27 protein-coding genes are annotated in these 26,791 nt (G+C 44.6%); 13 read left to right on the forward strand and 14 right to left on the reverse strand.

What is annotated here, in order from left to right; genetic code table 11:
* The 4 genes from CRENPOLYSF2_RS02805 to CRENPOLYSF2_RS02820 all read left to right on the forward strand — a co-directional run.
* A partial coding sequence (locus CRENPOLYSF2_RS02805) for a UPF0236 family protein (protein WP_087142446.1) occupies nucleotides 1–900 on the forward strand: 900 nt, incomplete at its 5' end.
* 48 nt (nucleotides 901–948) lie between these two features.
* Entirely contained in the window at nucleotides 949–1,368 is a 420-nt protein-coding gene (locus tag CRENPOLYSF2_RS02810; RefSeq protein ID WP_087142447.1) for a ferredoxin reductase domain-containing protein, read from the forward strand.
* Between the two features lie 94 nt (nucleotides 1,369–1,462).
* Complete coding sequence (locus tag CRENPOLYSF2_RS02815) at nucleotides 1,463–2,515, forward strand: glycoside hydrolase family 17 protein (RefSeq protein ID WP_087142448.1); 1,053 nt, start codon at nucleotides 1,463–1,465, stop codon at nucleotides 2,513–2,515.
* 683 nt (nucleotides 2,516–3,198) lie between these two features.
* A complete protein-coding gene (locus CRENPOLYSF2_RS02820) occupies nucleotides 3,199–4,518 on the forward strand; it encodes a D-alanyl-D-alanine carboxypeptidase family protein (RefSeq protein ID WP_087142449.1) in 1,320 nt (439 codons plus the stop codon).
* A 6-nt stretch (nucleotides 4,519–4,524) separates the two neighbouring features.
* On the opposite strand, the gene CRENPOLYSF2_RS02825 is transcribed toward CRENPOLYSF2_RS02820, so the two are convergent.
* Nucleotides 4,525–5,037, reverse strand: a complete 513-nt coding sequence (locus CRENPOLYSF2_RS02825; protein WP_087142450.1) for a hypothetical protein — start codon at nucleotides 5,035–5,037, stop codon at nucleotides 4,525–4,527.
* A gap of 121 nt (nucleotides 5,038–5,158) precedes the next feature.
* Here CRENPOLYSF2_RS02825 and CRENPOLYSF2_RS02830 point away from each other — a divergent pair, with 121 nt between their 5' ends.
* Both CRENPOLYSF2_RS02830 and CRENPOLYSF2_RS02835 read left to right on the forward strand, forming a co-directional pair.
* Complete coding sequence (locus CRENPOLYSF2_RS02830) at nucleotides 5,159–5,707, forward strand: amino acid kinase family protein (RefSeq protein WP_087142451.1); 549 nt, start codon at nucleotides 5,159–5,161, stop codon at nucleotides 5,705–5,707.
* Nucleotides 5,707–6,417 (forward strand): DUF2959 domain-containing protein, encoded by a 711-nt coding sequence (locus CRENPOLYSF2_RS02835; RefSeq protein ID WP_087142452.1) that lies wholly within the window; start codon nucleotides 5,707–5,709, stop codon nucleotides 6,415–6,417. The genes CRENPOLYSF2_RS02830 and CRENPOLYSF2_RS02835 overlap by 1 nt, the downstream gene beginning before the upstream one ends.
* A 95-nt stretch (nucleotides 6,418–6,512) precedes the next feature.
* Here CRENPOLYSF2_RS02835 and CRENPOLYSF2_RS02840 read toward each other — a convergent pair whose 3' ends face one another.
* Genes CRENPOLYSF2_RS02840 through CRENPOLYSF2_RS02880 form a run of 9 tightly spaced genes read right to left on the reverse strand, consistent with a single transcriptional unit; the run spans nucleotide 6,513 to nucleotide 13,369 of the window.
* Nucleotides 6,513–6,935: a F0F1 ATP synthase subunit epsilon gene (locus tag CRENPOLYSF2_RS02840; RefSeq protein WP_087142453.1), complete on the reverse strand. Its 423-nt coding sequence runs from the start codon at nucleotides 6,933–6,935 to the stop codon at nucleotides 6,513–6,515.
* A gap of 15 nt (nucleotides 6,936–6,950) precedes the next feature.
* Complete coding sequence (gene atpD / locus CRENPOLYSF2_RS02845; RefSeq protein WP_087142454.1) at nucleotides 6,951–8,354, reverse strand: F0F1 ATP synthase subunit beta; 1,404 nt, start codon at nucleotides 8,352–8,354, stop codon at nucleotides 6,951–6,953.
* Nucleotides 8,355–8,389: 35 nt separating this feature from the next.
* Nucleotides 8,390–9,253: a F0F1 ATP synthase subunit gamma gene (gene atpG / locus CRENPOLYSF2_RS02850; RefSeq protein WP_087142455.1), complete on the reverse strand. Its 864-nt coding sequence runs from the start codon at nucleotides 9,251–9,253 to the stop codon at nucleotides 8,390–8,392.
* Between the two features lie 15 nt (nucleotides 9,254–9,268).
* Nucleotides 9,269–10,807 carry a F0F1 ATP synthase subunit alpha gene (gene atpA / locus CRENPOLYSF2_RS02855; protein ID WP_087142456.1) on the reverse strand — a complete coding sequence of 513 codons (1,539 nt, stop codon included), beginning with the start codon at nucleotides 10,805–10,807 and terminating at the stop codon, nucleotides 9,269–9,271.
* Nucleotides 10,808–10,823: 16 nt separating this feature from the next.
* A complete protein-coding gene (locus CRENPOLYSF2_RS02860; protein ID WP_087142457.1) occupies nucleotides 10,824–11,357 on the reverse strand; it encodes a F0F1 ATP synthase subunit delta in 534 nt (177 codons plus the stop codon).
* 10 nt (nucleotides 11,358–11,367) lie between these two features.
* Nucleotides 11,368–11,838: a F0F1 ATP synthase subunit B gene (locus CRENPOLYSF2_RS02865; RefSeq protein WP_087142458.1), complete on the reverse strand. Its 471-nt coding sequence runs from the start codon at nucleotides 11,836–11,838 to the stop codon at nucleotides 11,368–11,370.
* Between the two features lie 38 nt (nucleotides 11,839–11,876).
* On the reverse strand, nucleotides 11,877–12,164 hold the full coding sequence (gene atpE, locus CRENPOLYSF2_RS02870; RefSeq protein ID WP_087142459.1) for a F0F1 ATP synthase subunit C: 288 nt from the start codon (nucleotides 12,162–12,164) through the stop codon (nucleotides 11,877–11,879).
* A gap of 40 nt (nucleotides 12,165–12,204) precedes the next feature.
* Nucleotides 12,205–12,981, reverse strand: coding sequence for a F0F1 ATP synthase subunit A (gene atpB / locus CRENPOLYSF2_RS02875; protein ID WP_087142460.1), 777 nt, complete (start codon nucleotides 12,979–12,981; stop codon nucleotides 12,205–12,207).
* A gap of 28 nt (nucleotides 12,982–13,009) precedes the next feature.
* Nucleotides 13,010–13,369: an ATP synthase subunit I gene (locus CRENPOLYSF2_RS02880; protein ID WP_087142461.1), complete on the reverse strand. Its 360-nt coding sequence runs from the start codon at nucleotides 13,367–13,369 to the stop codon at nucleotides 13,010–13,012.
* A 764-nt stretch (nucleotides 13,370–14,133) separates the two neighbouring features.
* Between CRENPOLYSF2_RS02880 and CRENPOLYSF2_RS02885 the strand changes: the two genes are divergently transcribed.
* Nucleotides 14,134–15,255, forward strand: coding sequence for an FAD-dependent oxidoreductase (locus CRENPOLYSF2_RS02885; RefSeq protein ID WP_217884054.1), 1,122 nt, complete (start codon nucleotides 14,134–14,136; stop codon nucleotides 15,253–15,255).
* A gap of 336 nt (nucleotides 15,256–15,591) precedes the next feature.
* Here CRENPOLYSF2_RS02885 and CRENPOLYSF2_RS02890 read toward each other — a convergent pair whose 3' ends face one another.
* The 4 genes from CRENPOLYSF2_RS02890 to CRENPOLYSF2_RS02905 form a co-directional block, all read right to left on the reverse strand.
* Nucleotides 15,592–17,535: a N,N-dimethylformamidase beta subunit family domain-containing protein gene (locus tag CRENPOLYSF2_RS02890; RefSeq protein WP_087142462.1), complete on the reverse strand. Its 1,944-nt coding sequence runs from the start codon at nucleotides 17,533–17,535 to the stop codon at nucleotides 15,592–15,594.
* 376 nt (nucleotides 17,536–17,911) lie between these two features.
* Nucleotides 17,912–19,867: a transglutaminase TgpA family protein gene (locus CRENPOLYSF2_RS02895; protein WP_087142463.1), complete on the reverse strand. Its 1,956-nt coding sequence runs from the start codon at nucleotides 19,865–19,867 to the stop codon at nucleotides 17,912–17,914.
* A gap of 4 nt (nucleotides 19,868–19,871) precedes the next feature.
* Entirely contained in the window at nucleotides 19,872–20,810 is a 939-nt protein-coding gene (locus CRENPOLYSF2_RS02900; RefSeq protein ID WP_087142464.1) for a DUF58 domain-containing protein, read from the reverse strand.
* 3 nt (nucleotides 20,811–20,813) lie between these two features.
* Nucleotides 20,814–21,719 carry an AAA family ATPase gene (locus CRENPOLYSF2_RS02905; protein WP_087142465.1) on the reverse strand — a complete coding sequence of 302 codons (906 nt, stop codon included), beginning with the start codon at nucleotides 21,717–21,719 and terminating at the stop codon, nucleotides 20,814–20,816.
* Between the two features lie 220 nt (nucleotides 21,720–21,939).
* Between CRENPOLYSF2_RS02905 and CRENPOLYSF2_RS02910 the strand changes: the two genes are divergently transcribed.
* The 6 genes from CRENPOLYSF2_RS02910 to fae all read left to right on the forward strand — a co-directional run bounded on the left by CRENPOLYSF2_RS02910 (nucleotide 21,940) and on the right by fae (nucleotide 26,784).
* Entirely contained in the window at nucleotides 21,940–22,278 is a 339-nt protein-coding gene (locus CRENPOLYSF2_RS02910) for a hypothetical protein (RefSeq protein WP_087142490.1), read from the forward strand.
* A 91-nt stretch (nucleotides 22,279–22,369) separates the two neighbouring features.
* Nucleotides 22,370–23,470 carry an ATP-grasp domain-containing protein gene (locus CRENPOLYSF2_RS02915; protein WP_245807866.1) on the forward strand — a complete coding sequence of 367 codons (1,101 nt, stop codon included), beginning with the start codon at nucleotides 22,370–22,372 and terminating at the stop codon, nucleotides 23,468–23,470.
* Nucleotides 23,471–23,472: 2 nt separating this feature from the next.
* Nucleotides 23,473–24,456, forward strand: a complete 984-nt coding sequence (mch, locus tag CRENPOLYSF2_RS02920) for a methenyltetrahydromethanopterin cyclohydrolase (protein ID WP_087142466.1) — start codon at nucleotides 23,473–23,475, stop codon at nucleotides 24,454–24,456.
* A 7-nt stretch (nucleotides 24,457–24,463) separates the two neighbouring features.
* Nucleotides 24,464–25,381, forward strand: a complete 918-nt coding sequence (locus CRENPOLYSF2_RS02925; protein ID WP_087142467.1) for an ATP-grasp domain-containing protein — start codon at nucleotides 24,464–24,466, stop codon at nucleotides 25,379–25,381.
* Nucleotides 25,381–26,238 carry a triphosphoribosyl-dephospho-CoA synthase gene (locus tag CRENPOLYSF2_RS02930; protein WP_176371012.1) on the forward strand — a complete coding sequence of 286 codons (858 nt, stop codon included), beginning with the start codon at nucleotides 25,381–25,383 and terminating at the stop codon, nucleotides 26,236–26,238. The genes CRENPOLYSF2_RS02925 and CRENPOLYSF2_RS02930 overlap by 1 nt, the downstream gene beginning before the upstream one ends.
* A gap of 36 nt (nucleotides 26,239–26,274) precedes the next feature.
* Nucleotides 26,275–26,784 (forward strand): formaldehyde-activating enzyme, encoded by a 510-nt coding sequence (gene fae, locus CRENPOLYSF2_RS02935; protein WP_087142469.1) that lies wholly within the window; start codon nucleotides 26,275–26,277, stop codon nucleotides 26,782–26,784.
* Nucleotides 26,785–26,791: the final 7 nt, after the last annotated feature.

Below are 26,791 nucleotides of genomic sequence, written 5' to 3' on the forward strand. Positions count from 1 at the left end.
CATGCGTTTGGCCAAGTTGATAAAAAATTACTTGAGCATTATGGAATAGAAATGCCAGTCAGTACCATCCGTAAGATTACTGAATATCATGGCCAACAAATGCAGCAGCAACGGGAAATAGCGACATTGCCATCAACAACGCTTGGTTGCCTACAACAGATTGCTGAGATAGACGGCTGTATGTTACCCATTGTCACGATCAGTCTTGATGGAGACGACAAGCGGAAAGGGAAAAAGCTGCATTGGCAAGAGGCGCGATTAGCCTTAGTTCACGAGGAAGGCAGCGTAACACCCAAGTTCGATGCCACCTTTGGTGGCAGTGTGAATGATGCCGGCCAATCGTTGCTGAACTGTGCGGTAGCCGCAGGTTTTGGGACACAAACCCGTGTGCATGGTGTCGGTGACGGTGCGTTTTGGATAGCGGATCAAACTCACGCCAAGTTTGGCAGTCAGGCGAGCTATCTTGTGGATTTTTTCCATGCCTGCGACTACTTGGCTGCCGCCTCAAAAACGTGTGCGCTGGTAGCCCCTCAAATCTGGATGGAAACCCAGAAGAAGCTTTTAAAAAACAATGAGTATGCGGTTGTCATTGAGAATTTGATTGTTCATCTGGAAGCCGAAGATATTGAAAATGATAAAGCTCCTGTGCGTGCTTGCCATCGTTACTTAAGTAATCGTACAGGTCAACTGGATTACAAAGGCGCGATAGAAAAAGGCCTGCCCATTGGTTCAGGCGAGATCGAAAGTGCGCACCGTTATGTCATTCAGCAACGGTTAAAATTACCGGGGGCTTGGTGGAAAGCGGCCAATATTGAGCCAATGTTAGCACTACGTGTTGTAAGAGCTAATGGTGATTGGGAAGACTATTGGCGTAATTTGCCAATCGCAGCAGCTGCATGAGATTCCCCGCACTTTTAATCACACCCGCCTGGACGGGCAGAACAACCTTTGCTGTTAGTTGGTACCGGCACCGGATTAGCGCCACTGGTTGGTATTATTTACGATGCATTACAGCAAAATCATACCGGACCCATTCATTTGTTCCACGGTAGCCGTGATATTGATGGCTTGTACCTGATGAATGAAATGCGCGAACTGGCGGTAACTGTGGACAATTTTTACTATACCCCGTGCCTTTCAGGCGAAAACACAGCTACTGATTTAATCACTGGTAGAGCGCATGATGTTGCTTTTGCGGCAACACCAACCTTAAAAGGTTGGCGCGTGTATTTGTGTGGCCATCCTGAAATGGTTCAGCAAACCCAAAAAAAGGCTTATCTTAAAGGTGCTTCGCTGAGTGATATTTATACTGATGCTTTTCATGTCAACCTGCCTACAGTCAATGTTGTATCCAGTAATGCGTTCTGATGTAGGCATTTGAGCGCGTCATGTAAAATTTGGCACTTCAAATTAAAAAATCGCCTATCATAAGCATCTCTCCATAGATTCTTAAGAGGTCTGCGTGAAGAATTTTTTTTTAATTATTATCGTTATTATGGCGTTAATTGATTGCCGTGCGGCATTAGCTCGCAAGCACGGGCACGGGCATCCACAAACAATCTCACACGCTAAAAATAACAAAGCCTTGCAGTGTGCCGCGTTTAGTCCTTATGTTGGCAAGCTCAGCCCCGATTACGGCCCGCCACCCAGTAAAGAATTAATCGATGAGTTACTGGATAAGCTCATCGAAAAAACGCCATTTCGTTGCATTATGACCTATGGTGTTCTCAATGGCTTGGATACTATTTTTGCCAGTGCGAAAGAAAGAAATTTTAAAGTGATTGCTATTTTGTGGATTGATAAAGAAATTGAGATTAACTCGCAATCTATCACTAAAGGCATTGAAGTTGCCAAGGCCTATCCCGATACCATTATAAAGCTCAGCTGCGGCTCGGAAGTACGTACCCGTCACGGTAATAAATTTGACGGCGAAATTACCCGTTGTATTGACAGCTTACACAAAGCGGGCGTTAAACAACCTGTCACTACCATTGATGTTTGGTGGGAATGGTGTAATCACGCAACACCGTGTGAACAAAACAGCTTTACTGAGTCCGTCGATTGGATAGGTGCGAATATTCACCCGTGGTGGGAAAGTATATTTTCTGGACTTTACCCGTGCATACCCGCCGAAAAAGCCGCTGATTTTAGTATCGCTCGACTGGAAGAACTGCGTAAAACCTACCCTAAAAAAGAAGTCATAGTCACTGAATTTGGCTGGCCAAATGCGCCTGAAGGTGAAACAGCAACCAATATCCATACCGGCCAACATTGTGGTGTTTCCAGCAGTGATAATCAAAAAACAGTCGTGCAAAACACCTTTAAAAAACTGGCGGAACGAAATTGGTCCGGCGTGGTCTTTGAAGCGTTTTCAGAAAATTGGAAACCGGGCAGTGAAGGCAACGTGGGTGGATCATGGGGAATTTGCCGAGGTGCGTGGCCTTACGGCTGTATGGATGATTTATTGGAACTTGGTTCACAAAAATCGCCAAAAAATGACAAAAAAATCAAATAATCACTACAAATACCACCACGTTACGCAAAATATTGACTATATTTAATCATGATAATTGCATTGGTATTCGGTTTTTACGCAAAGCTGTAATACCAAAACAAACTATTTTCAGGTTAATGTCTCCTATTCTCATACACCCGTCAAAATAAAATACAACTACTGACCAGTGGTGTCGATTTTTATAGACTTTTAACTATCGCGGCCTTCACATAAATCGCCTATTATATTGCAAATAATTTAATGACTTAGAATTTTTTTTCATTACTGCGCTGTCAATGGCACTTAATGCACAGCTAAGTTTTTTTTAAAATAGCCTGATTATTTTGGGTTAAGAAAAATATTTACAGGAATTTTGTCAGATTTGATTACATCTTAATAAGAGCCGCCGTCGTTTTTTTATCGATCAAAAAATAAATAAATCCATCTCTATTTTTTTACTATATTTATTAGCTGGTTAATAAAAAAAATAATCTGCATTCATTGCTTTGACGTTATTTTTTAACTTGGCATTTAATTTGCTTAAGTATTAAAGGTAAGCTTTCAAAAGCAATGACTTATCAATGCACGTAATCATAAACCCGATTTAAATAAAAATATTCAGCGTATTTGCAAAAATATGCATAACAGATAGACCGTAAACCTAATTCCTTTGTAACAACTGCTTTTTGAGACCCATACTTAAAATGACTAACGTAAAATACCTACCACGCCTTATTGTTCCCTTCTGCTTGATAATAACCTCAGGATTAAGCCATGCCCGTTACGCCGCTATCGTCGTTAATGCGAACACCGGTAACGTTATAGAACAAGTAGATGCACATAAAGCATGGTATCCCGCCTCATTAACCAAAGTAATGACGCTTTATATGGTATTTGATGCACTCAGAGATAGACGCTTACATTTAGATGACATGATGACAGTGTCTAGCCATGCCGCGCAACAAAAACCCAGTAAATTAGGCTTAAGAGCAGGTGAGCGGCTGAGTGTAGAAGATGCTGTTCTTGCAGTCATTACGCGCTCGGCGAACGATGCGGCAGTGGTACTTGCCGAAGAAATAGGTGGAACCGAATACAATTTTGCCACCCAAATGACCCGCCAAGCACATGAGCTGAACATGAGTAACTCTAACTTTATGAACGCAACAGGCTTACCGCATGATAGACAAGTAACCACAGCACATGACATGGCTGTTATTGCCTGGCGTGTACAACGTGATTTCCCTGAATATTACCGATTATTTTCCACACACAGCTTTTATTACAACGGCAAAGAATATACCAGTACCAATAAATTTGTTGCCTCCTATCCAGGTGCAGAAGGTATGAAAACTGGCTACACTTGTGGCTCTGGCCATAACCTGATTGCCACAGCGCAGCAAGATGGTCAACGTTTAATTGGCGTGGTATTGGGCGGCATGACCAGCAGCGAACGTTACGACTTAATGTATGATTTCATGGATGCGGGCTTTTCTAATGATTCTGGTGATGGGCGTGCTTATGGTCGACAAACACATATCAACGATGTGCCGTCAGGATCAGCCGGTGCGCCACCCTACCAACTCAGCTGTGGTAATAAGCCAGAATCCAGTTACGTGTACAATGGCGAATCGTCAAAGAACTGGACGGATGAAAACAACGCTTCCGATGAACCCAAATCAATTAGGAAAAGCCATACCTTGTATACGCCTGTTACGTATAAGCCAACAGTCAGCCACACCGATCAACAATGGTCTGTTGATTTAGGCGAATACCCTACGCAATACGCGGCAGAAAACTTTAATAAACAAGCAGGATTAAGTCTAGCACAAACGCTAAGCCCTGCCCGCCCTATGGTGATTAAACGCCAATTACTTAATAACCAATCGCGCTGGCATGCATTGTGGTCTGGCTATAATTCCATTTATACTGCGGGCGATGTGTGTAAAGTATTGTGGCAAAAAAATGTGCAATGTACTGTTAGTCGACCAGAAGGGCTGAGCGCGTCACGTACCGCTTTACGCTAAGCTTTATCATTTTAACTTGGATTCGCGTTGCAAACACCCAGATAACGCGAATCTGAGTATCAATAAGGTCATGGCGACTGGGTACTGTAAAAAATGTTCCAGTAATTTAAGGCTGCCTAATGCATACAGCATGATTAACCACGGTTGTGTCATGCTATGTTCGGCAAATTTTTGCACATAACCAAAAGTCTCATCGTCGATATTGTTACGCTGTCCTACAAAAAATACCCAAACAAAAGCGGTTATCACGACAAAATACACTGGAAAAAAAAAGAACATCGGCGACTCGGCAACGTACAACGGTTTCCAGTAAGAAAACCATGCTATCAATACACAACTGGCAAAAAAATCAAACCACATTAAATCTGTAAGCTTCTTACACAATACCCCCAGCATAATCAGCCCAGCCAAACCTACCCCCGTGTAGGTGAGCCAAGGCGCTATCAATAACACTTGAACAGGCTGTTCGGTTTGAACAATAAAACTAAGTGCAAGACACAATACAATAAATAATGGCATGATAAACGCTATAAGGTGGTAAATTAAAATTGCCGCTACACATTTATATACCCGCCCAACGCATGCGACACAAATTCTATTACTGTACACACTACGCTAAGCATAAGCGTGCAACACCATCATGGTTGTGATCAAATTAGGCGGAAGCCTAGCGCAAGCGGGCACTTTGTTACAATGTCTGGACAACATTGAACAGCGCTATCGCAATACGTCCACGGTTATTGTACCAGGTGGCGGTAGCTTTGCAGATCAAGTAAGATTAGCACAACAACGCTGGCAGTTTAGCGACAAAATCGCGCATCACATGGCTATTTTAGCTATGCAGCAAATGGCTTTATTATTTAAAGGCCTTAAAAACGAATTTAGCATTGTTTCATCACTGATAGATATTCAAAAACATGGCCAAAATATTATGATTTGGTCGCCAGATATAGTTGAGCTCAATCATGCAAGCATCTTTGCCAGCTGGGATATTACCTCAGATAGCTTGTCTGCCTGGTTAGCACAACAACTTTCCGCCAGCGAATTAATCCTGATAAAATCAGCAGACATTGACCCCGCTCTCAGCCTGTCTGAACTTGCAAGCAGTCATATTGTCGATAAAGCATTTGGCCTGTTTACCGAAAATGCGGCGTTTAAAATAACCCTAATTCATGCACACCAATTCTGATGGCTGACAATAAATCTCCAACCGATTCACTCGAACAATTGATCAACTTATTTAGCCAATTTTTTTCCAGCAAATTTAAACATTTTTATTACTCTGCCAAAGAATCAATCGGGGAACATAAACGCGATATTATGGTGCATGAAGTAGAGCAAGTGTGTGTTGATTTACAACACACGCGCGATGAATTTGAAGCTGCTTTAGCACGCTTTAAAAACGTAGTTATTGTTGATGAAACACCCTTAGAGCAACGTTACAATTTACTGAATCGACAATACCAGTTTTGCCGATCTAAATCAGAACACGTCAGTCAGCGCATTAAAGCTATTGAAGCGGTAAGCGAAGCTTTATTTTTAGAATGGGAAAATGAATTAAACCAATACAGCAGTCGTAGTCTGCGTTTTAGTAGCAAGCAACATTTAAAATCTGCGCGACAAAACTACGCACGCCTGATGAAGGCCATGCGCCAAGCAGAAAACAAAATTCAGCCGGTATTAACCGCTTTTAAAGACCAAGTGCTATACCTTAAACACAATCTCAATGCGCATGCTATTAGCGCACTGCATCATGAATTCACCACCATCAGTATCGATATTTCACAATTAATACAGGCTATGGAGCAAACCATTTTGGAGGCCAGTGTATTTGTATCCAGTTTAGTGGGTAAGCAGGTCAGCTACCAAAAAAAGGCATTACCCAAGCCAGAGCGTTAATTTACATATGAAAATTTATATCTCAGTTTAAAACAAAAAACCCGATAACAAACGCTATCGGGTTCTCTATGGTATCCAGAAAATCAGTGGTCTACTTACCCGCCACGCTTTCTCAGCCTGTCCAAGGTTTGCAACTGCATCATCGCCTCAAGCAATTGCGCTTGTGCGGTAGCGTAATCTATCTTGCCTGTTTTATCAGCCAGCGCTTCTTCCGCTTTGGCTTTGGCTTCTATAGCAGCCGCTTCGTCAATGTCTTTCGCTCTGATAGCGGTATCAGCAAGAATAGTCACTAAATGCGGCTGCACTTCCAAAATTCCACCGGAGATATAAAACGGATAGTTTTCTTTCTCACCGGTTTTAACCCTTACTTCACCTGGTTTAAGGCGGGTAATAAACGGCGCATGACGCGGCGAAATACCCACCTCGCCCATTTCAGCGGGGGCAAATACCATTTCAGCTGTGCCAGAAAAAATTTCTTTCTCGGCGCTGACGATGTCTACGTGTACAGTCGTGGTCATAACATGTCCCGAAAGTTAGCCTTTCATCTTGGCGGCTTTTTCCAATGCTTCTTCTATGGTACCCACCATATAAAAAGCCTGTTCTGGAATGGCATCGTGTTCGCCGCTGAGTATGCTTTTAAAGCCGGCAATGGTATCTTTCAATGATACGTATTTACCTTTGGCACCAGTAAACACTTCAGCAACGGTAAACGGCTGCGACAAGAAACGCTGAATTTTACGCGCTCTGGTCACCACCAATTTATCGGCTTCCGACAACTCGTCCATACCCAAAATGGCGATAATATCACGCAATTCTTTATAACGTTGCAAGATACCTTGCACACTACGCGCCACGTCATAATGCTCTTGGCCAATAACCAACGGGTCAAGCTGACGGCTGGTAGAATCCAAAGGATCAACCGCAGGGTAAATACCCAGTTCTGCAATCTGGCGGGACAATACCACGGTCGCATCCAAATGCGCGAAGGTTGTCGCAGGCGATGGATCGGTCAAATCATCCGCTGGTACGTATACCGCTTGGATCGACGTGATAGAACCTTTTTTGGTGGACGTAATACGCTCTTGCAACACGCCCATTTCTTCAGCCAGTGTAGGCTGATAACCTACCGCAGACGGCATACGGCCTAATAGCGCCGACACTTCTGTTCCAGCCAAGGTGTAACGGTAAATATTGTCCACAAAGAACAATACGTCACGGCCTTCGTCACGAAAATATTCCGCCATGGTCAAACCCGTTAACGCCACACGCAGTCTGTTTCCAGGTGGCTCGTTCATTTGGCCGTATACCATCGCTACTTTGGAATTGCCCAGATTTTCGCCGTCGATAACGCCAGCTTCCTGCATTTCGTGATAGAAATCGTTACCTTCACGGGTACGTTCACCAACCCCTGCAAATACCGACAAACCAGAATGCTGGGTCGCAATATTATTGATCAATTCCATCATGTTAACGGTCTTGCCGACACCGGCACCGCCAAACAGACCCACTTTACCGCCTTTGGTAAACGGACACACCAAGTCAATAACCTTGATGCCAGTTTCCAGCAATTCAGTGGCCGATGCTTGTTCAGCGTAGCTGGGCGCTTCACGGTGGATAGCCCATTGCTCTTGTTCACCGATAGGACCACGTTCGTCAATGGGATGACCCAACACGTTCATGATACGACCCAAGGTCGCTTGACCCACCGGCACTGAAATCGGCGCTAGCGTGTTAGTGACGGTTAAGCCACGGCTTAAACCATCGGTGCTACCCATCGCAATCGTTCTAGCGACACCGTCGCCTAATTGTTGTTGCACTTCCAATATTAAGTCTTTGCCTTCTACGACCAAGGCATCATATACTTTTGGTAGGTCTTCGCGGGAAAACTCCACGTCGACGACCGCGCCAATAATCTGAACGATTTTACCCGAACTCATTGAGTGTCCTCTTGTATTGTATTGTTTGTTTGAACTTAAACAGCTGCGGCACCGGCAACAATTTCTGAAATTTCTTGTGTAATAGCAGCTTGTCGGGCTTTGTTATAGATCAGCTGTAACTCTTTGATAAGATTACCGGCATTATCCGACGCACTTTTCATGGCGATCATTCTAGCCGCCTGTTCGCAGGCATTATTTTCTACCAAACCCTGATAAACAATCGATTCGATATAACGCCCCAGTAAATGATCCAGCACGTCTTTGGCATCGGGTTCATAAATATAATCCCAATAACCACTCAAGCTTGCGTCGATTTCATCGGCCACTACAGGCAACAATCTTTCAACGGTTGGCTGTTGTGTCATCGTGTTAACGAATTCGTTACTGGCAATGTACAACTCGTCAATAGTGCCCTGCTGATAGGCATCAAGCATGATTTTAATCACACCGATAATATCCTGCAAATGCGGCGCATCGCCGAGTTTGCCCACTTGACCGACCAGATTGGTTTTCAGCGAGCCAAAAAATCCCGCTGCCTTATTACCGACCGTACACACATCAACTTCAATGTTGGCGTTGTCCCATTGAGTCAGGCTGGTCAGGGTTTTTCTAAACAGGTTCGAATTCAAACCGCCGCACAAACCTCGATCAGAACTGATCACAATCAAGCCAATACGCTTAACCTCGCGTTTAACGAGGAAAGTGTGCTTATATTCCGGATTGGCATGGGCAAGATGTTTGATAATCCGACCCATTTTTTTAGAATAAGGCCGTGTTGCCAGCATTCTGTCTTTGGTTTTACGCATTTTACTCGCAGCGACCATTTCCATCGCGCGGGTAATTTTTTGCGTATTTTTAATACTGGCGATCTTAGTGCGTATTTCTTTACCAACAGCCATCAGAAGACCTTTTTATTAGCTATACGTTTTAACAAAAGATTCAATTGCCGCTTTCATGCCATTTTTAATGTCATCGGAAAAATCACCGGTGCTGTTGATGGTGTCCATCAACGCGCCATGCTGCGATTTCATGTACGACAATAAATCGGCTTCGAAAGCCAAAACTTTGTTAACTTCCAGCTTATCCAGAAAGCCTTCATTGGCAGCAAACAACGACACCGCCATTTGTGCAACCGACATCGGCGAGTATTGGTTTTGCTTCATCAACTCGGTAACCCGTTGACCACGTTCAATCTGTTTACGGGTCGCTTCATCCAAATCAGAGGCAAACTGTGCAAAAGCAGCCAATTCACGGTATTGCGCCAAATCCAAACGTGTGCCGCCACCCAACTTTTTAATGATCTTGGTTTGCGCCGCACCGCCGACCCGCGATACCGAAAGCCCCGCGTTAACCGCAGGACGGATGCCTGAGTTGAACAAGCTGCTTTCCAAAAATATCTGGCCGTCAGTGATCGAAATTACGTTGGTCGGTACGAAAGCGGATACGTCACCGCCTTGGGTTTCGATGATTGGCAGCGCCGTCAACGAACCGGTTTTACCTTTCACTCTGCCGTTAGTCAGTCTTTCAACTTCGTCAGCATTGATACGCGCGGCACGTTCCAGCAAACGCGAATGCAAATAAAACACGTCACCAGGATAGGCTTCACGGCCAGGCGGACGACGCAACAACAACGACACTTGGCGATACGCCCAGGCTTGTTTGGTCAAATCGTCATAAATAATCAGCGCATCTTCACCGCGATCGCGGAAAAATTCGCCCATCGAACAACCGGTGTACGGGGCAATAAATTGCAGCGCCGCCGATTCAGACGCAGAAGCCACCACGATAATCGTGTGCGCTAAAGCATCGTGTTCTTCAAGCTTACGGACAACGTTGGCCACTGACGAACGTTTTTGGCCGATAGCGACATAAATACACTTAATACCGGTGCCTTTTTGATTGATGATGGCATCAATCGCAATCGCAGTTTTGCCGGTTTGACGGTCGCCAATAATTAATTCACGCTGGCCACGGCCAACCGGAATCATCGCATCAATCGACTTTAAACCCAATTGTACGGGCTGGTCTACCGATTGACGGGCAATAACGCCCGGCGCGATTTTTTCAATCGGCGAGGTTTCAGTAGTTTCAATGGCACCTTTGCCATCAATAGGGTTGCCCAGCGCATCAACGACACGGCCTAAAAGGGCTTCACCAACCGGCACTTCCAAAATCTTGCCGGTACATTTAACGGTATCGCCTTCGGAAATGTGCTGGTAAGCACCTAATATTACCGCGCCGACTGAATCACGTTCCAAGTTAAGCGCCATGCCAAAGGTATTGCCAGGAAATTCCAGCATTTCACCTTGCATCGCTTCAGACAGTCCGTGGACTCGTACAATACCGTCAGTCACACTGACCACGGTACCTTCTGTGTGAGACGTTTCGCTCAGGTCGAAGTTTTCGATCTTCTTTTTAATCAGATCGCTTATTTCAGATGGGTTTAATTGCATGTGCTGTTTCTCAGTTTCAGTGTAGCGCTTTTTGCATGTGTTGTAGCTGGCCTCTGACCGATTGATCGATGACTCTGTCACCGGCTCTGACCAGAACGCCACCAATTAATGATTTGTCGACCGTGACATTCATTCGAACTTTCTTGCTGAGGGTTTTTTCAAGCTGGGTCGCAAAGGTCTTCTCGGCTTCTTTGGTAAACGCAAACGCAGTAAACACTTCTACGTTAACACTGCCCTCATCTTCGGACTTATACGCCTCGAAGAGATTAGCAATAGACGGCAGCAAGATTAAACGATTGTTTTGCACCAATAGCTTCAAAAAATTTATGCTTTCGGCATCAAGCTTACCTTCGCACAACTCAAGCAAAAAGCCACAGACTTTGTCTTTACTAATTTTAGGGTTACCCACCAGTGTCAGCATGTTCTTATCGCTGAGCAATGCGGACATAAATGCCAAACCCTGCGACCATTTATCGGTAGACTGGGTTTCCTTGGCGCGTTTAAACGCCGCAGCCGCGTAAGGTCTCGCCATTGTTGCCAATTCGCTCATCTGCTAGACCTTATAACTTGCTGGAAACTTTATTAATGATGTCTTGATGCTTGGCTTTATCAATTTCTGCACCCAGAATCTGTTCGGCGGCATCCAGAGCCAGTGTCGCCACTTCCGCACGCAAATTATCTTTCACTTGCTGTATTTCTTGATCAATCTGAGCTCTCGCCGCAATAATCAGACGCTCACCGTCTTTTTTGGCCGTGTCTTTCGATTCTTCAACAATTTCATTGGCACGTTTTTGCGCCAAACTCAATAGCTCAGAAGAATGTTCTTTGGCTTCTTTCAAAACGATTTTAGCTCTTTCTTCAGCGGCAAGTATGTCTTCCTGACCTCTTTCAGCAGCAGCCAATCCATCAGCAATTTTCTTTTTCCGCTCTTCAAGAGAGTCGAATAAAGGCGGCCAAATGTACTTCATGGTAAACCATACCAGAAGTGCAAAGGTAATCATTTGCCCAATCAGGGTAGCATTGATACTCACGACGCGTTCCTTTTGTTGCTATTAAAGATGAACAGCTCTTAGCCTGCTGCCGCAGCGGTGACAGCTGACAGGAACGGGTTTGCAAAGGTGAAGAACAACGCCAAACCCACACCGATCATGGTGACCGCGTCTAACAAACCTGCAACAACGAACATTTTTACTTGCAACATCGGTACCATTTCAGGTTGACGCGCCGCACCTTCCAAAAATTTGCCACCCAACAAGCCGAAACCAATAGCGGTTCCTAAAGCGCCCATACCCAACACCAAACCGACTGCGATAGCGGTCATACCTTGCACATCAGCGATTAAAGCTGCAATTTCCATGATACCTCCAAAGGTACTCTAAATTAAAAAAAGGGTTTTGTTAATGATGTTCGTGCGCCATGCTCAAGTAAACAACTGTCAATACCATAAAGATGAACGCTTGCAGTGTAATAATTAAAATATGAAAAATTGCCCAAGGGAAACTCAGCAACGGCTGAAGATAACTTGGCAATAACGCGATCAAAATAAAAATCAATTCGCCCGCATACAGGTTACCAAATAACCGTAATGCCAGTGAAATGGGCTTGGCAATTTCTTCAACCAGCTTTAGCAATAAGTTGAAAGGCATTAACCACGGGCCAAAAGGTTGAAACAACAACTCTTTAGCAAAGCCGATAGGACCTTTTATTTTGATACTGTAGAAAATAATTAACGCAAATACCGAGATAGACATCGCAAACGTGGCGTTCAAATCGGTACTGGGCACAGAGCGTAAATACGGCAAACCCATCATTGAACCAATGCTCGGCAGAATATCGACAGGGAATAAATCCATAAAATTCCACAGGAATACCCAGCAAAATATGGTCAAGGCCAGCGGCGCAATCAGCTTGCTGGTGCCATGAAAGCTGTCTTTCACTTGGGTGTCGACGAATTCAATCATCATTTCGACAAAGTTTTGTACCAAGCCTGGTACGCCAGCGGTGGCCTTATCAGCGGCTGACTTAAAAAACCAGATGAACAATCCACCTAATAACGCTGAAAAAAACAGGGTATCCAGATGCAAGGTCCAAAAACCACTACCTACGCTGAGCGGCGTTAAATGGTGAATTATATAACCGGTTGCCCCTTCTGCGGCATGAGCTTCGGTAGCCATCGTTCCTCTCAAAAAAATAATTACTGTGTTAGCGCATTAACAGCGCAAACCAAAAAACCGACAAAGCTGCTGCGTATGCTACAAACAGCGGTAAAAGTTGTAAGTTTGGAATCTGAAAAATCATTGCAAAGAGTGCGCCGGTCAGTAATAACTTACCTGACTCTCCCGCATAAAAAGACCGGACGATCTTTCTTGCCTCTTGCCCTGCCGATTTGTAAATACGCAGCGCAAAATATAAGTTTGGGATTATTGCTGCAAGGCCTCCACATAAGGGAGATAACGCCTTTTGCCAGCCTTCAGCCACGGCAAACCCAAGAGTGATGATTATCGTTATCAGAACTTGATAGCTTAAGATTTTAACGACAGTAGAGAATTTCCTATCTGTCACACACTACTCCAAACCCAATAACTTGTGAATTATAACGAGCAAGCACCATTAAATCAAGGCCGATTAAACACAGATGCGTCATTGCAGTGATACAGCCTAGTACATCAAATCATATAAAAACAGGATAATAAAAATCTTCAAATCATGAATAAAACGCTGTTGTGTACTACATCAAGTTAATATTTAAATCCTGTTGATTTACAATTTGGTGTACTAGCCAGATCAGCAAGCTACTTAATTTTTTCAAACATTAATGAGCAAAACGCGTGCCTATCTAAACAACTCGATAAGATGCTTAAATATAAGATATTGCCAATATAAAAAACGCATTTGATTAATGACCGGCATGATTTTAACCAACCTGTAAATTACAACGTAACCGTTCGCACTGAACTTGTCGAAGTGTACCGCTCATGCTTCGACAAGCTCAGTGCGAACGGTGGCTGTAACTGTCCTAAGTTGAAAAAGCTTTATATCCATTGGAATCCCGTTAATACAGAGTTGAGTAAGTTATAGACTGGCCTAGCTTTCATCAGTTTGGGGCGCAAGGTATTTATTTTGCTAATGGGGGATATTTAAGAGAATTTAACAGTCGCACCACTGAGTAATCACTCGAAACGGTATCCGAAAGAGGCATAAGTGCGCCTCCTGATGCGGCAGCATCCTATGCTTAACACACCTTATCGCGTTAGCTTAATGGGGCTGATTAAACATCCATTGCCAACACTTACACTTTGATCTTTTGATTAAATGGAAAAGTTACCATGTCATCCAGCGCTAAATCTTTAACAACCCAATGTTGCATAGTAGGCGGTGGCCCTGCTGGCATGATGCTCGGTTTCCTGTTAGCCCGTAGCGGTGTTAAAACCATTGTTGTAGAAAAACATAATGACTTCCTGCGTGATTTTCGAGGTGACACCATTCATCCGTCAACACTGGAACTCATGCACGAATTGGGCATACTCAAGGCATTTTTGCAACAGCCGCACCAGCGCATTGCTAAAGCGTACGTGCTGATTAATGGCCAACTGTTTCAAGGGCCGGATTTTTCCAAACTGGCTACTCATGCTAAATTTATTGCCATGATCCCGCAATGGGATTTTTTAAATTTTATTGCACAACAAGCGCAACAATACCCTGAATTTTATTTGCATATGGGAGCAGAAGCCACCGAACTCATTGAAGAGAACAATACTGTTAAAGGCGTTATCGTACAAACCCAGCAAGGCAAAGTACGTATTTTTGCAGATTTGGTGGTGGGGGCGGATGGACGTAGTTCTATCGTTCGAAGCCTTTCAAAGATGGCGATTCTTGATTACCAATCACCGATTGATGTATTGTGGTTTCGTTTAAACAAACCCAACACTGAGCTACCGGAAACCTTGGCACGTATCCGCAATGGCCACTTTATGGTGACGATTAATCGCGGGGCTTATTACCAAACGGCACTGTTAATTAGCAAAGGCCAGTTCGATGCCATTAAAACCAAAGGGCTAACAGCATTTAAAGACACTCTCTGTCATATTGAACCCACATTTACCGATGTAATTCAGGCTATTGATTCATGGGAACAAGTCAAACTACTCAGTGTACAGATCAACCGTTTACAACGATGGTATCGGGATGGCTTGTTGTGCATTGGCGATGCGGCTCACGCCATGTCGCCTATCGGTGGTGTGGGCATTAATTTAGCCATACAAGATGCTGTCGCCGCTGCCAATATACTTACGGAAAAGTTGCGAGGCGGACACTGCCACAGCGACGATCTAGCCAAGGTGCAAGCACGACGCGAATGGCCTGCTAAAATGACACAAAGACTGCAAGTGATGGCACATAAACGTTTTTTCAGCGACACTGAAAATAATCAACCTTTGGCGGTATCTTGATCTATTCGTCTGTTAATTAAAACATGTACACCTATTTTGCGCAGAATTTTATCGCATATTATCGGTATTGGTTTCCGTGCTGAACATATTCAAACCCAACCCAAATCGACGTATGGCACTCTTGGCAAATAGCCCACATTGTCTTGTATCAACTGTCTGTCAACACGACAATTGCGCTGTCCATAAAATACTGCCAACATAAGGAGGCATACGTATTTAATGCGCCTTATCGCGTTGCAAATTTTAAAACGCTGTATGGTTTTTGACACCATACAACGTTAAACAATTTAATGCGTTTTAAAACTGGCTCAAAAGCCCATCATCAGCCCGTTATTTTTAATCTCCCTTTTTTTTTGCTCCCTTAATCTGAATAATTTCACCATCGCCTTTCACTTCGCGCTCTCTTTTGGCTTCTTCCTTATCTTGCATTTTAGCTTCCCTGTCACGACCGCCTTTTTGATTTTCTCGCTCACGTTCGGCAGTAAGCAATCGTAAGGACGGGTTATCGTTTTTCAAACTATTAGGAAGATTAATTCTAGCTGCTACAGCTTGAATTCCAGATATCACGGGAGATGTTGATGCACATTTGAATTTTCCGTCTACGCCCACGGGTGCATAAGGCGGTAATTCGACACTTATCATTCTAGAAAGCACGTTGCATGTCGTAGGGATAATATACCAGTTTTCTTTTCTATCTGAAGGCAAAAAGGCGGTATCTAACCCCCAATTCCATTGCAAACTACCTGCGGCAAAAACCGTTGAAACTGCATTATTACAAGGTAATAATGTACAAGGTTTGGTATAAACCGTCGCATGTGATTTTGGCATTAAAGGGTCATAATTGACAGATAAAGGACTATCATGATCAACCACACCCATTGGCACAGGCGATGCCGTTATAGCCTCCAAACCAATCGGCGTATAACCATTGTCAAATATTCTGTCCGCCTCATAACCTAATAAACCTTTAAAAACGCCGGTAACCAAATCGTTTTCTAAGATACCTGTGGCGGTATACATCCAATGTGAATTGATGTCTGTTTGCCAGGGATCATTTTTTGAGGCTTTAAGATCCGTATCAAGTACGCTTGTTCCTAAGGGGCCGAATGCGTACATAACACCGATGAGCGCATTTTCCGGCCGATTGGCATAGCTAGGATTTCTCCAGCGCGAAGTGACCAATGCTGGATTAGTCATTCTCAAAGGATCTTCTGTCGCTGAAAAATCTTTATAACTGACGATAGTGCGATTAGCATTTTCCATTCTAATTTGCCAATAAGCAATATTGGCACCAAAGAAACCCAAGCTAACACCGTGATCTCTGGCATTTTCGAAATTATCACGCATGGCTTTAGTCCAATATTCATCATGCCCAACAGACAAGACAGATTTATACTTTAAAAGATTACCATTTGCTTTTACATGCGTATCAATATCGCTTTGGTAAGTGACATCAAAACCTTCACGCTCCAGAAAATTAAGTAAATTTAAATCTCCAGTCCTTAATCCTCCAAGGCCACCATCGTATTCATACGGTCGATCAAAGGAAACTTTACGTGCCGCGCCGCCGATAGAATTAAAACCATAAAGCGACTTACCTCCCCAAGGGTTATAAGCTTGCCAAGTAGTGGTGCTGACTTGAAACAAATAATCTGAAGATCGCGCGGTATCAGTAACCACAAATGGAATGTATCGTCCTTTCCCTGTTGTATTACCAATAATGGTGGCAACATAAATGCCAGCAGTCCAGCTAGTAGGAATAGTAAGTGTGTATGGATTAACCCAGTTTGTTGCTTTCACCGTACCCAGTGAATCGGGAGCAGGTATTGTTTGTGTCGTACTGCTTCGCACTATTGGGGTAGTTGTCATCAGCCTTGCCCCGTATCCTTGATACCATCCCAAACGGTAAATATTTATACTGTATTGAGGATCTTTAGTTTTGTTAGCATTAACATATAGTTTTATCTGCTGACCTATGTTAACTGAATCTTTACTGGCAAAACCTTCCATGTCATGCACATTGTCTGCCGCATCCCAGCCAAGTACATTAAAATTGTACCAAGCCGCGCTACCAGGAAGGAGATTTTCGGTTTGAATTTTATTAAGTGCCAATGCTTGGCTACTCAACCCAAGTAAACTAAATAACCCAAGTAAACTAAACTTAGTTATTAAAATAGCACGGTGAGTTGGAATTGCAGTAATAACATCACCGGAACTGACAAGCGTCGTTAATTTTTTGTGGCGGTTAGTAAAACGTAAAATTTGTTTTAACAGCGTCATTAGAATAACTCCTAGTTTCTAACTTAAATAAATGCCAATCGATATTATTCTGCAAATAAAAACCATGAAAAAGATAAGCAATATTCCAATATACTGAGCTATCTTTATAGCAAGTTTTATACAATCATCAATTTTATTATCATTTACAGCATAATATCGAGCACAGCACAGGGATGGCCTTGAAAGATTAATTTCCATACCGAAACCAAAATCTTTCAAGTAGTTAGAGTCTACTTGAACTTACAAACCTAGCAAATAGGTACATATACCTACTGGAAATAGGAAATTAGACTGGCTTTTACTGCTAACGCCGCTATTGAAAACCAATGCAGCAGATGTTGATTAAATCATACAAAGCCTAGACACGATCACAGCGCTAAATCTTAAAATGATTAACCAATGTCTTCAAGTGCTGTAAACCCACAGCAGAGGCTTTAACGCCATAACGCTGCTGCAAATAAGCTTCGGTAATCTCTTCAATACTGGGCGCATGCGTGGGTAATTTAGGCTTAATACGCTCAGCAAAATCTCTCGCGCCTTCACCGACACCTTGATTAAAGCCCGCTTTAGCCAGTTTCTTTAAAAATCGCTTATACACAATCAGCGTGTGATCTACTGTTGTCGGCTTTTGATAAAGCAAAAACCCACTGAGTGTAGCCACGATAACAGCAATAATTGCTCCCATCCAATACACCATGTCTTTAAAGTCTTCAATACCAAACGATGACAAGAAATGAGATTGATTGGCGTTATTGTAGTTAATCACCCAACGCTGCCAGCTGTAATCGACATTACCCCACAACTGCCGCGTTTTCTGTAACCAATTAAACGCTGCCTGCGCCTCACTACTTGGCGCGACATAATGGATAGCACCGCCTGGCAAGAGCTGATTGATGTCGATGTTTTTCTCAATTCTTTCCGGTGCAATCGCAGCGGTAGGGTCAACTCTAATCCAGCCTTGCTTATCCAGCCAAACCTCTGCCCAAGCATGCGCTTGCGCTTGTTTAATCTCTAGAAAATCGCCCACTGCATTAAGTTCGCCGCCCTGATAACCGGTAACCACCCGCGCCGGAATATTGGCCACCCGCATTAAAGTTACGAATGCAGAGGCATAATGGCTGCAAAATCCATAGCGGGTCTCAAACAGAAACGTTTCAACCGGATTGTTTTCCATTAACGGCGGGGTGAGCGTGTAATGGAAATCCTGTTGCCGAAAGTGTGTCAGCAACTGGCCAATAAACACCTCTGGCGTGCTGTCAAAGCCGCCTAACTGCCGTACTAATTGTTTCATTTTATAACTTGGCGTAGCGGGTAATTGTTTAGCTTGCTGAATTTCTTGCGGCGTACTCGCGCCAGTATTGTACTGTGCATAAGAGCTCAGCGAGTATTCTGTGCGTTGGTTAAGTGCGTCAACACTTAATAATTGCAGCACGGCATTTTGGCGCAGCGTTTTTGGGAGCGCTGCGGGTAACTCTAATGCAAACACCCAGTTTTTATCTTGCGGTTCCATTAACAATGTGTACTGATAGACTGTACCTGAAAATGTTGCTTTAGCGCGTTGTTGATAGGATAAGTCTTTTGCTTGTGTCCAACGTTTGCCATCAGTTTGGCTAAGTACTGGGCCACGCCAATAGCGTAACTGTGGCGGCGGAATAGCGCCGGTAAATTTCACCCTGAACACCAGCTCATCGGACAAGCCAAGATCGCTGATAGAACCTGGCTCCATCGAATCACTTAAGCCGGTTTTGGCTTGCTGTTGCTGGTTAAATAACAACCAGCGTGGTGCTTCTACCCGTGGAAACAGGATAAAAATCGCGATGGCCATCGGTATCGCCTGTGCGATAATGACACTGGCTTTTTTGAGTGCCACACGGGTATTGGCAACATAACTATTAATAAACACCAGCGTGGCGAATAACACACAGCATACAAATAAAATATAGGCGGCCATCAAAATGCTTTGTTCGTACAAAAACTGCGAGGCGGCCACAATAAAGGCCAGATAATTCACCAGATACAAATCGCGTTCAGATTTTATCTCCATGAGCTTTAAGCCCAGCGCAATCAAAAATAAACTGGTACCGGCATCTCGCCCTAAAATGCCGCTGTGTTGCGAGTACAACAGGGCTAATCCACCGACACTGACCAGTAGCAACAGTAAACCTTTAGGTAAACGTTGTGGTTGCCAAACACCCAGAAAACGCCACACCAGCAGCACAGCAAAAAAGCCAAACACCGGCAACGGTAAATGATACGCATGCGGCAGTGCTATCAAACCAATGGAGGACAGCAAAAAAATCAGGATATTTTTATTGTATGCGGGATTTATCATAACCTTAAAATACCGCTAGCGCTTCTAGGCATTGCCGGTAGTGTGCTTGGCCATTGCTAGGCTCTAGCCGCAGACCAGGCAAAATAAAGCCGTAACGTAATCCGGCTTGTTCAGCATCAATCACCCAGCGGCATACATAACTCAAGCGCTCTTCTAACGAGTGCCCTGGGGCATGGTTAAAATCCAGCCAAATTTCTGCTGTGTTTTCGTTGCCGTATTGTTTGCTGAACAGCCCCAAGCCTTTGGCATAGGCTTTCCAGTACACCTGTCTGATAGGATCACCGGCCTGATAGTCCTGTAAACCGTAGAATTCATCACCGCCTTTTTTAAACGAGCCTTGCAGGCCTTGGCTGACACCGGTTTCTGGAAACGGAATGTGTTGGCTGACAGGTTTTGGGTAGACCAACACTTTGGTATTAAAACGTATCGGTGACCAGGCGCGAAACAAGCCTAAGGGATAGCGACTAGACAGAGTGACTGTGCCAATAGTATGCCAGCCTCTTGTGTGCGTGTGCTCCGGTAAACTGATGTGGGCTTTGTTGTGTGCGTTAAGATGAAAACTACTGGTTGTCTTCAGGCTCAGTTGCAAGTGCTGGCGCTCTACTGCGGTGGGGTTAGCAATAATCAGTTTAAAAGCGGCGCTGTCACCGGCAAAAACCGCCGTGGACTGGCCTGGTTGCACGGTCAATCCAGCCAATGATTTATAGGTATGCAAGATGGTAATAAAAAATACGCTGCCCAGCAAAAACGCTAACATATAGGCCAGATTGTTATTATAAACAAAGGCAATCAGCATCAATATGACAATTAAAAAGACAAAGCCTAAGCCGCGTTGCGTGGGTAAAATAAAAATCCGGCGCTGATTTAACACTAACGGCTGGCCATCCACCGTACGTTCCCCCAATAAAAATCGGTCTAAGCCGAAGCGTTCTTTTAAGGTCACAGACTAATTGACGGCTACTTTGGCCAATATGGGGGCAACTATGGCCGCCGAATCAACCGCACCGGCCTTTAAGCGGTGCCCTGCAACTGCGGCCAACACCGCCTGTAGGTCTTCGGGGATAACCGCATTGCGTTGATCCATAAACGCCCAGGATTTGGCGGCAGTCAATAAGGCTAATCCGGCTCTGGGCGATAAGCCACAGACATAATCTGATGAGTGACGGGTAAAGTAAATAATCGCCTGACAATAATCCAGCAAGGCACTGGATACATGCACTTTACCAATAGCTTGTTGCAGCGCTTGCAATTGCAACGGAGTGATCTGCGCGGGCAAAGTTTGAATAATCTGATGGCGATTTTGCCCCATCAACAATTGCCGTTCCGAGTTAGGATCAGGATAACCCAGTTCAAGTCGCATGAGAAAGCGGTCGAGTTGTGATTCCGGCAGTGGAAACGTGCCAATCTGGTGCGACGGATTTTGCGTGGCAATAACAAAAAACGGTTCGGGTAAAGGATACGTCACGCCTTCAACCGTCACTTGGCGCTCTTCCATCGCTTCCAGTAAGGCACTTTGAGCTTTCGGTGTGGAACGGTTAATTTCATCAGCCAGTATCATTTGGTTAAATATTGGCCCTGGATGAAATTTAAATTCATGGTTTTTAGCATCAAACACCGAGGCACCAATAATATCCGCCGGTAAAATATCACTGGTAAATTGAATGCGCTGGTAATTCATACCCAGCAACTTGGCCAGCGTATATGCCAAGGTAGTTTTGCCTACGCCGGGAATGTCTTCTATTAATAAATGCCCGCGCGCCAACAGACAACAAACGGCTAAACGGATTTGCCGGTCTTTGCCCAAAATAACTTTATTGGCTACCGTTAGCAGGCGCTGAATGTCGTTTTGCATAGTGAATGAGATAACTTAGAGATTGCCTTTAGTATAGAACAATGCCTTACATTAACGGCAGCGCAGCGTGTGTAAATCCAAAATTTAAAAAATGCTCATGTGTTCAATAAATTTTCAAAAAATTAATTTCATTAAGCTTGGATTCATTTTCAAACTGTATAGTGTGCAGCAAGTGAAGAAAAACATTATTTTTAACACACTGTGTTGTTTAGGAACAATTATGAAAAAGCTACTTTTTTTGATTCAATTGACATTAGCTATTGCACTGTACTCCGATTTGTCTTTTGCTGACCACGGTCACCATCGCAGACATCATGGCCATCACGGACATCACGGTGGTTATGGTGGTGGCGGACAAAACTTCGATAACGGCAATCGTTACCCACAACAAGCCTATTATCAACAGCCGCAATATCAGCCTGATCCACGCTCACACCAAGGTTTAGCAGGTAGCGTAGTCGGCAGTGTATTGGGTTATGAAATGGGCAATGGCCATCCACTCGGCGCAGGTTTGGGTGCCGCCGCCGGTGCCTTCCTCGGCAATGGTATGGCACGTTAAACAGTTATACACAACAATCTCCTCTCACGCCTGAAACTCACTCCATTTCTATCAGACGTGCTTTTGGCGGCTTCGGGATAACATCGCAACGATGCACATTCCTGAATACGTGCTTATTGTAGCCAGTTCTGGACGCATGCTTGCTCAAGCGGCTTACCGTGCTGGTTACAAACCTTTTGTTATTGATCTGTATGCAGATCGCGACACCTGCTTGTATGCGCAAGAAACTCTCCTCGTTACCTCTTTGGCTTTGCATCATATTGCTCCTGCCTTAGAGGCTTTTTTTACTCACATTCCACTCACGCACATTATTTATGGCAGCGGCTTTGAAAACCACCCCGAAAGCCTGATCTATCTCGCCAACCGTCTGACAATATTGGGTAATCCACCCGATGTATTCGCTAATATACTCAATAAAAAATATTTTTTTTCAGTGTTGGATCAGCTGTCTATCCCCTACCCTCACGTAGCCTTTACCAAACCGAAAAACGCTAGCGACGCATGGCTCACTAAGCCACTGCAAGGCCACGGCGGCATAGGCATCCAACATTTTCACCCAGATGACAAACAATCTACCTTAGTATATTGGCAGCGCTATATACAAGGCACAGCACATTCGGTGCTGTTTTTAGCCGACGGTAACAACGCACAAATCATTGGCTTCAACAACCAATGGTCTGTGCAATCTAACCAAGATCACTTCCTATTTTCAGGGATTAGCAATGCTGAGAGCATCCCAAATCAACACAAAGCCAGCGTAATGCAATGGCTAACAGCAATCATTCCTATCTTTGCCCTAAAAGGCTTAAATTCACTGGATTTTATCTGTGCAGCGCAGGGCTGTTATGTGTTGGAAATTAATGCGAGACCACCAGCCAGTATGCAACTCTACGATGATGCTTTATTTGTACGGCATATCGAAGCCTGTCAAGAACAATTGCATGAGTCTCCAGCCATCCCATCTGATGACCACAAGGCCTATCAAATCATTTATGCCAAGCATGACACGCAGATTCCAATGGATTTTGCATGGCCGTCGTGGTGTATGGATTTACCGGACGATGGGGCATTAATTCACACAGGACAGCCGGTTTGCAGTATTATTGCCAGCCACAAGCAATCACAGCAAATTATGCAGCAGCTGGTGATTAAGCAACAGATAATTATTAGTCAACTTGATAAAGGGTATTAGGCATGGAATTTAAAGCAAGCGTTAATAAATTGGCTCAGCCGTTGGTACAAGAATTAATTAATAATGCTGACAAATTACGGGTCGGCGTAGAAAAACTGGCCAATGGTTGCACCATGATTGATGCTGGCATCAGCGTACCCGGTGGTCTTGAAGCCGGCCGGATTATTGCCGAAATTTGCATGGGCGGCATGGGCACAGTCAGTATTAACCACAGCTCTTACACCACCCACTGGCCGCTGTCGGTTAATGTCTATAGCAGCAATCCGGTATTAGCCTGTTTGGGCAGCCAATATGCCGGCTGGAGCCTGTCGCATGACAAATATTACGCACTCGGCTCAGGTCCTGCCAGGGCTATGGCTACAAAAATAAAAGACGACAAACAAGAGCCGGTTGAAGAACTGTATAAAGAACTGGCTTACCGCGACAGCCATGATGCCACCGTGTTAATCATAGAAAATGATGCCCTGCCGCCGGTTGAAATCGTGGATAAAATCGCTGCCGCCTGTCAGCTGGATGCTGCCAAGCTAACTATTATCGTCACGCCCACCAGCAGTTTGGCGGGTGGCGTGCAAGTGGTATCGCGTGTGCTGGAAGTGTCCATGCACAAAGCCCATGCCTTGCATTTTCCGCTGGAAAATATTATCGACGGCAGTGGCAGTGCGCCAATTTGTCCACCGCATCCTAAATTTGTTAAAGCCATGGGACGCACCAACGATGCGATATTATTCGCAGGCCAGGTGCATTTATTCGTTAAAGGCAGCGACGAAGCCGCCGAAAAACTGGCTAACGCGTTACCCAGTTCCACCTCCAAAGATTACGGCAAACCGTTTGCCGAGATTTTCAAACAATACGAATACGACTTTTTCAAAATCGATGCCATGTTGTTCAGCCCTGCCAGCGTGATTGTGACAGCGGTGGAATCGGGCAAAAGTTTCCGTGCCGGCAAACTGGACAATACCTTATTAGACCTGTCTTTCGGAGCCTAGAATCTCCGTGCCGCGTATCGTTATTTTTACTGACGACCCTGGCTGGCATGGTCGTCAGTTGCGTCTTGCTTTTGCCGATAGAGGCTACGACAGTGAGTATATCTCGTTAACCGATTGCCATTTCTCCATTGAACCTGGACACAACCCGATCGTCATACCAGGGTTTGAACAACAACTGCCCGATGCCGTGTTTGTCCGTGGCGTACCGGGCGGCTCACTGGAAGAAGTGGTGTTATATCTGGATATTCTGCATGCGTTAAAAATCATGGGCGTACCGGTTTATAACGATGGCCACGCTGTAGAGCGCAGCGTTGATAAGGGCATGACCAGTTTTCTGCTACACCACGCTGGTATCCCGACCCCGTTAACCTGGGTCTTGCGGCAGCGCTCAGAAGCCTTAGCGATTGCCGAAACCGAATTAAAAAATGGCCAACTATTAATCAGCAAGCCGTTATTTGGCTCGCAAGGCGAAGGCATCCGCCGCATTGAAAAAATGACCGATTTGTTTTGGTTAACCAGCAGCCACGGCGTGTATTATCTACAGCGTTTTATCCATTGTGCCGGTAGTGGCTTTTCCGACAGCCGCGTGTTTGTCATCAATGGCCGCGCCGTTGCCGCCATGCAGCGACGCGGTAAATCCTGGCTGAATAATGTCGCGCGTGGCGCACGTTGTGAAGCCATTGACATGACACCGGAAATGGCCAGTTTGGCCATTAAGGCGACCGTGGCACTGAAGATGGATTATGCCGGTGTCGATATTATCCAAGATAAAAATGGCCAGTACCTAGTGATTGAAGTCAACAGCATTCCGGCCTGGAAAGGCTTGCAAAGCGTGTGTGACATCAATGTTGCGAAGTTGCTGGTGGATGATATGCTCAGTCGTTACCTCAATGATATCGCAATAAATACCGGTGTTGCCGCCTGATGCTATCTGCTCAACAACTGCGTGAGCTTTACCAACAAGCCTGCGAACTGGAACTGCAAGCCTTTAAGCCCGGCAATGTCAGCGTATACTCAGAAGGCCATGACATGACGGTAGCGGATTTTCGCATCAGCGCTAAAGTCAGTGCAGAACCGTTGTGTAATCCTGCTTATACGCTGGGCGAAAAAATATACTACGCCGTCAAGGCTACACGCGAGGCCGTACATTGCAATACCAATCTGGGTATATTGCTGCTGTGCGCGCCCTTAATAACGGCTGCAAGCCAACTACGTCACACCGAAACATTAAGACAAAGTTTAAGTCGGGTATTGGCAACCACCACCCTCAGCGATGCCGACTGGGTATTTAAAGCCATAGCACTGGCAGCGCCTGGTGGATTGGGTAGTTCCAATGAGCAAGATGTCAATCAGCACGCTTCGGTAACGCTCACCGAAGCCATGCGCCTGGCCAGTGACAAAGACCGTATTGCGCAGCAATATAGCAACGATTATAAAATTATCTTTGATTTTTCACTTCCAATCTATTACAATTATTTAGATAGGTGGGAGGATCGAAATAATTGGGCGGTGGTTGCATTATATGCCAATTTGCTGAATCAATATGCCGATAGCCACATCGAAAGAAAGTACGGTGACCGCTATTCTGGGATGGTAGCCGAACAGATGACTCTCCTTAAAACAGAGTTAGAGCAGGCCACACATCCTGAATATACAGAGCCTTTACTTCGCAACATAGATCAACAGTTTAAGTCAAAAAAAATAAACCCTGGTACTACAGCCGACTTAACAGTCGCTGCTGTATTAACAGCGTTTATTGAAATAGTTAAGCTTAAAACGTAATTCAATTTTTTATTTTCTGCATAGGGGAAAACAAGCGTGGCTAAAATCAATAAATTAAGCGTCGGCGAATCTTTAGTTGGCGACGGCAATGAAGTTGCTCATATCGACCTTTTGATTGGACCTAGAGGTTCAGCAGCTGAAACTGCATTTGCAAATTGCTTAACAAACAACAAAGACGGTTTTTCTAGCCTGTTGGCTGTTGTTGCACCTAACCTGATGGTTAAACCTGCAACTGTTATGTTCAACAAAGTAACCATCAAAGGCGCAAAACAAGCTGTTCAAATGTTTGGCCCTGCACAACGTGGCGTTGCTATGGCTGTTGCTGATTGCGTAGAAAACGGCACTATCCCAGCTGATGAAGCAGATGATTTGTTCATCTCAGTCGGTGTATTCATACACTGGGCTGCTGAAGACGATGCCAAGATTCAATTGTATAACTACCAAGCCACTAAAGAAGCTTTGGAACGCGCTGTAGCCGGTTCACCAACTGCTGCTGAAGTTGTCGCACAAAAATCTACTGCAAAACATCCGTTCGCACCTAACTGAGTTTTAG

This window comes from Crenothrix polyspora (assembly GCF_900163755.1).
Taxonomy (GTDB): domain Bacteria; phylum Pseudomonadota; class Gammaproteobacteria; order Methylococcales; family Methylomonadaceae; genus Crenothrix; species Crenothrix polyspora.

Excerpts from the sequence above, each read along its gene's own strand:
- CRENPOLYSF2_RS02820 (WP_087142449.1), top strand. The coding sequence starts at position 3,199 with ATGACTAACGTAAAATACCTACCACGCCTTATTGTTCCCTTCTGCTTG.
- CRENPOLYSF2_RS02825 (WP_087142450.1), bottom strand. The coding sequence starts at position 5,037 with ATGCCATTATTTATTGTATTGTGTCTTGCACTTAGTTTTATTGTTCAA.
- CRENPOLYSF2_RS02830 (WP_087142451.1), top strand. The coding sequence starts at position 5,159 with ATGGTTGTGATCAAATTAGGCGGAAGCCTAGCGCAAGCGGGCACTTTG.
- CRENPOLYSF2_RS02835 (WP_087142452.1), top strand. The coding sequence starts at position 5,707 with ATGGCTGACAATAAATCTCCAACCGATTCACTCGAACAATTGATCAAC.
- CRENPOLYSF2_RS02840 (WP_087142453.1), bottom strand. The coding sequence starts at position 6,935 with ATGACCACGACTGTACACGTAGACATCGTCAGCGCCGAGAAAGAAATT.
- atpD (WP_087142454.1), bottom strand. The coding sequence starts at position 8,354 with ATGAGTTCGGGTAAAATCGTTCAGATTATTGGCGCGGTCGTCGACGTG.
- atpG (WP_087142455.1), bottom strand. The coding sequence starts at position 9,253 with ATGGCTGTTGGTAAAGAAATACGCACTAAGATCGCCAGTATTAAAAAT.
- atpA (WP_087142456.1), bottom strand. The coding sequence starts at position 10,807 with ATGCAATTAAACCCATCTGAAATAAGCGATCTGATTAAAAAGAAGATC.
- CRENPOLYSF2_RS02860 (WP_087142457.1), bottom strand. The coding sequence starts at position 11,357 with ATGAGCGAATTGGCAACAATGGCGAGACCTTACGCGGCTGCGGCGTTT.
- atpE (WP_087142459.1), bottom strand. The coding sequence starts at position 12,164 with ATGGAAATTGCAGCTTTAATCGCTGATGTGCAAGGTATGACCGCTATC.
- atpB (WP_087142460.1), bottom strand. The coding sequence starts at position 12,981 with ATGGCTACCGAAGCTCATGCCGCAGAAGGGGCAACCGGTTATATAATT.
- CRENPOLYSF2_RS02885 (WP_217884054.1), top strand. The coding sequence starts at position 14,134 with ATGTCATCCAGCGCTAAATCTTTAACAACCCAATGTTGCATAGTAGGC.
- CRENPOLYSF2_RS02890 (WP_087142462.1), bottom strand. The coding sequence starts at position 17,535 with ATGACGCTGTTAAAACAAATTTTACGTTTTACTAACCGCCACAAAAAA.
- CRENPOLYSF2_RS02895 (WP_087142463.1), bottom strand. The coding sequence starts at position 19,867 with ATGATAAATCCCGCATACAATAAAAATATCCTGATTTTTTTGCTGTCC.
- CRENPOLYSF2_RS02905 (WP_087142465.1), bottom strand. The coding sequence starts at position 21,719 with ATGCAAAACGACATTCAGCGCCTGCTAACGGTAGCCAATAAAGTTATT.
- CRENPOLYSF2_RS02910 (WP_087142490.1), top strand. The coding sequence starts at position 21,940 with ATGAAAAAGCTACTTTTTTTGATTCAATTGACATTAGCTATTGCACTG.
- CRENPOLYSF2_RS02915 (WP_245807866.1), top strand. The coding sequence starts at position 22,370 with ATGCACATTCCTGAATACGTGCTTATTGTAGCCAGTTCTGGACGCATG.
- mch (WP_087142466.1), top strand. The coding sequence starts at position 23,473 with ATGGAATTTAAAGCAAGCGTTAATAAATTGGCTCAGCCGTTGGTACAA.
- CRENPOLYSF2_RS02930 (WP_176371012.1), top strand. The coding sequence starts at position 25,381 with ATGCTATCTGCTCAACAACTGCGTGAGCTTTACCAACAAGCCTGCGAA.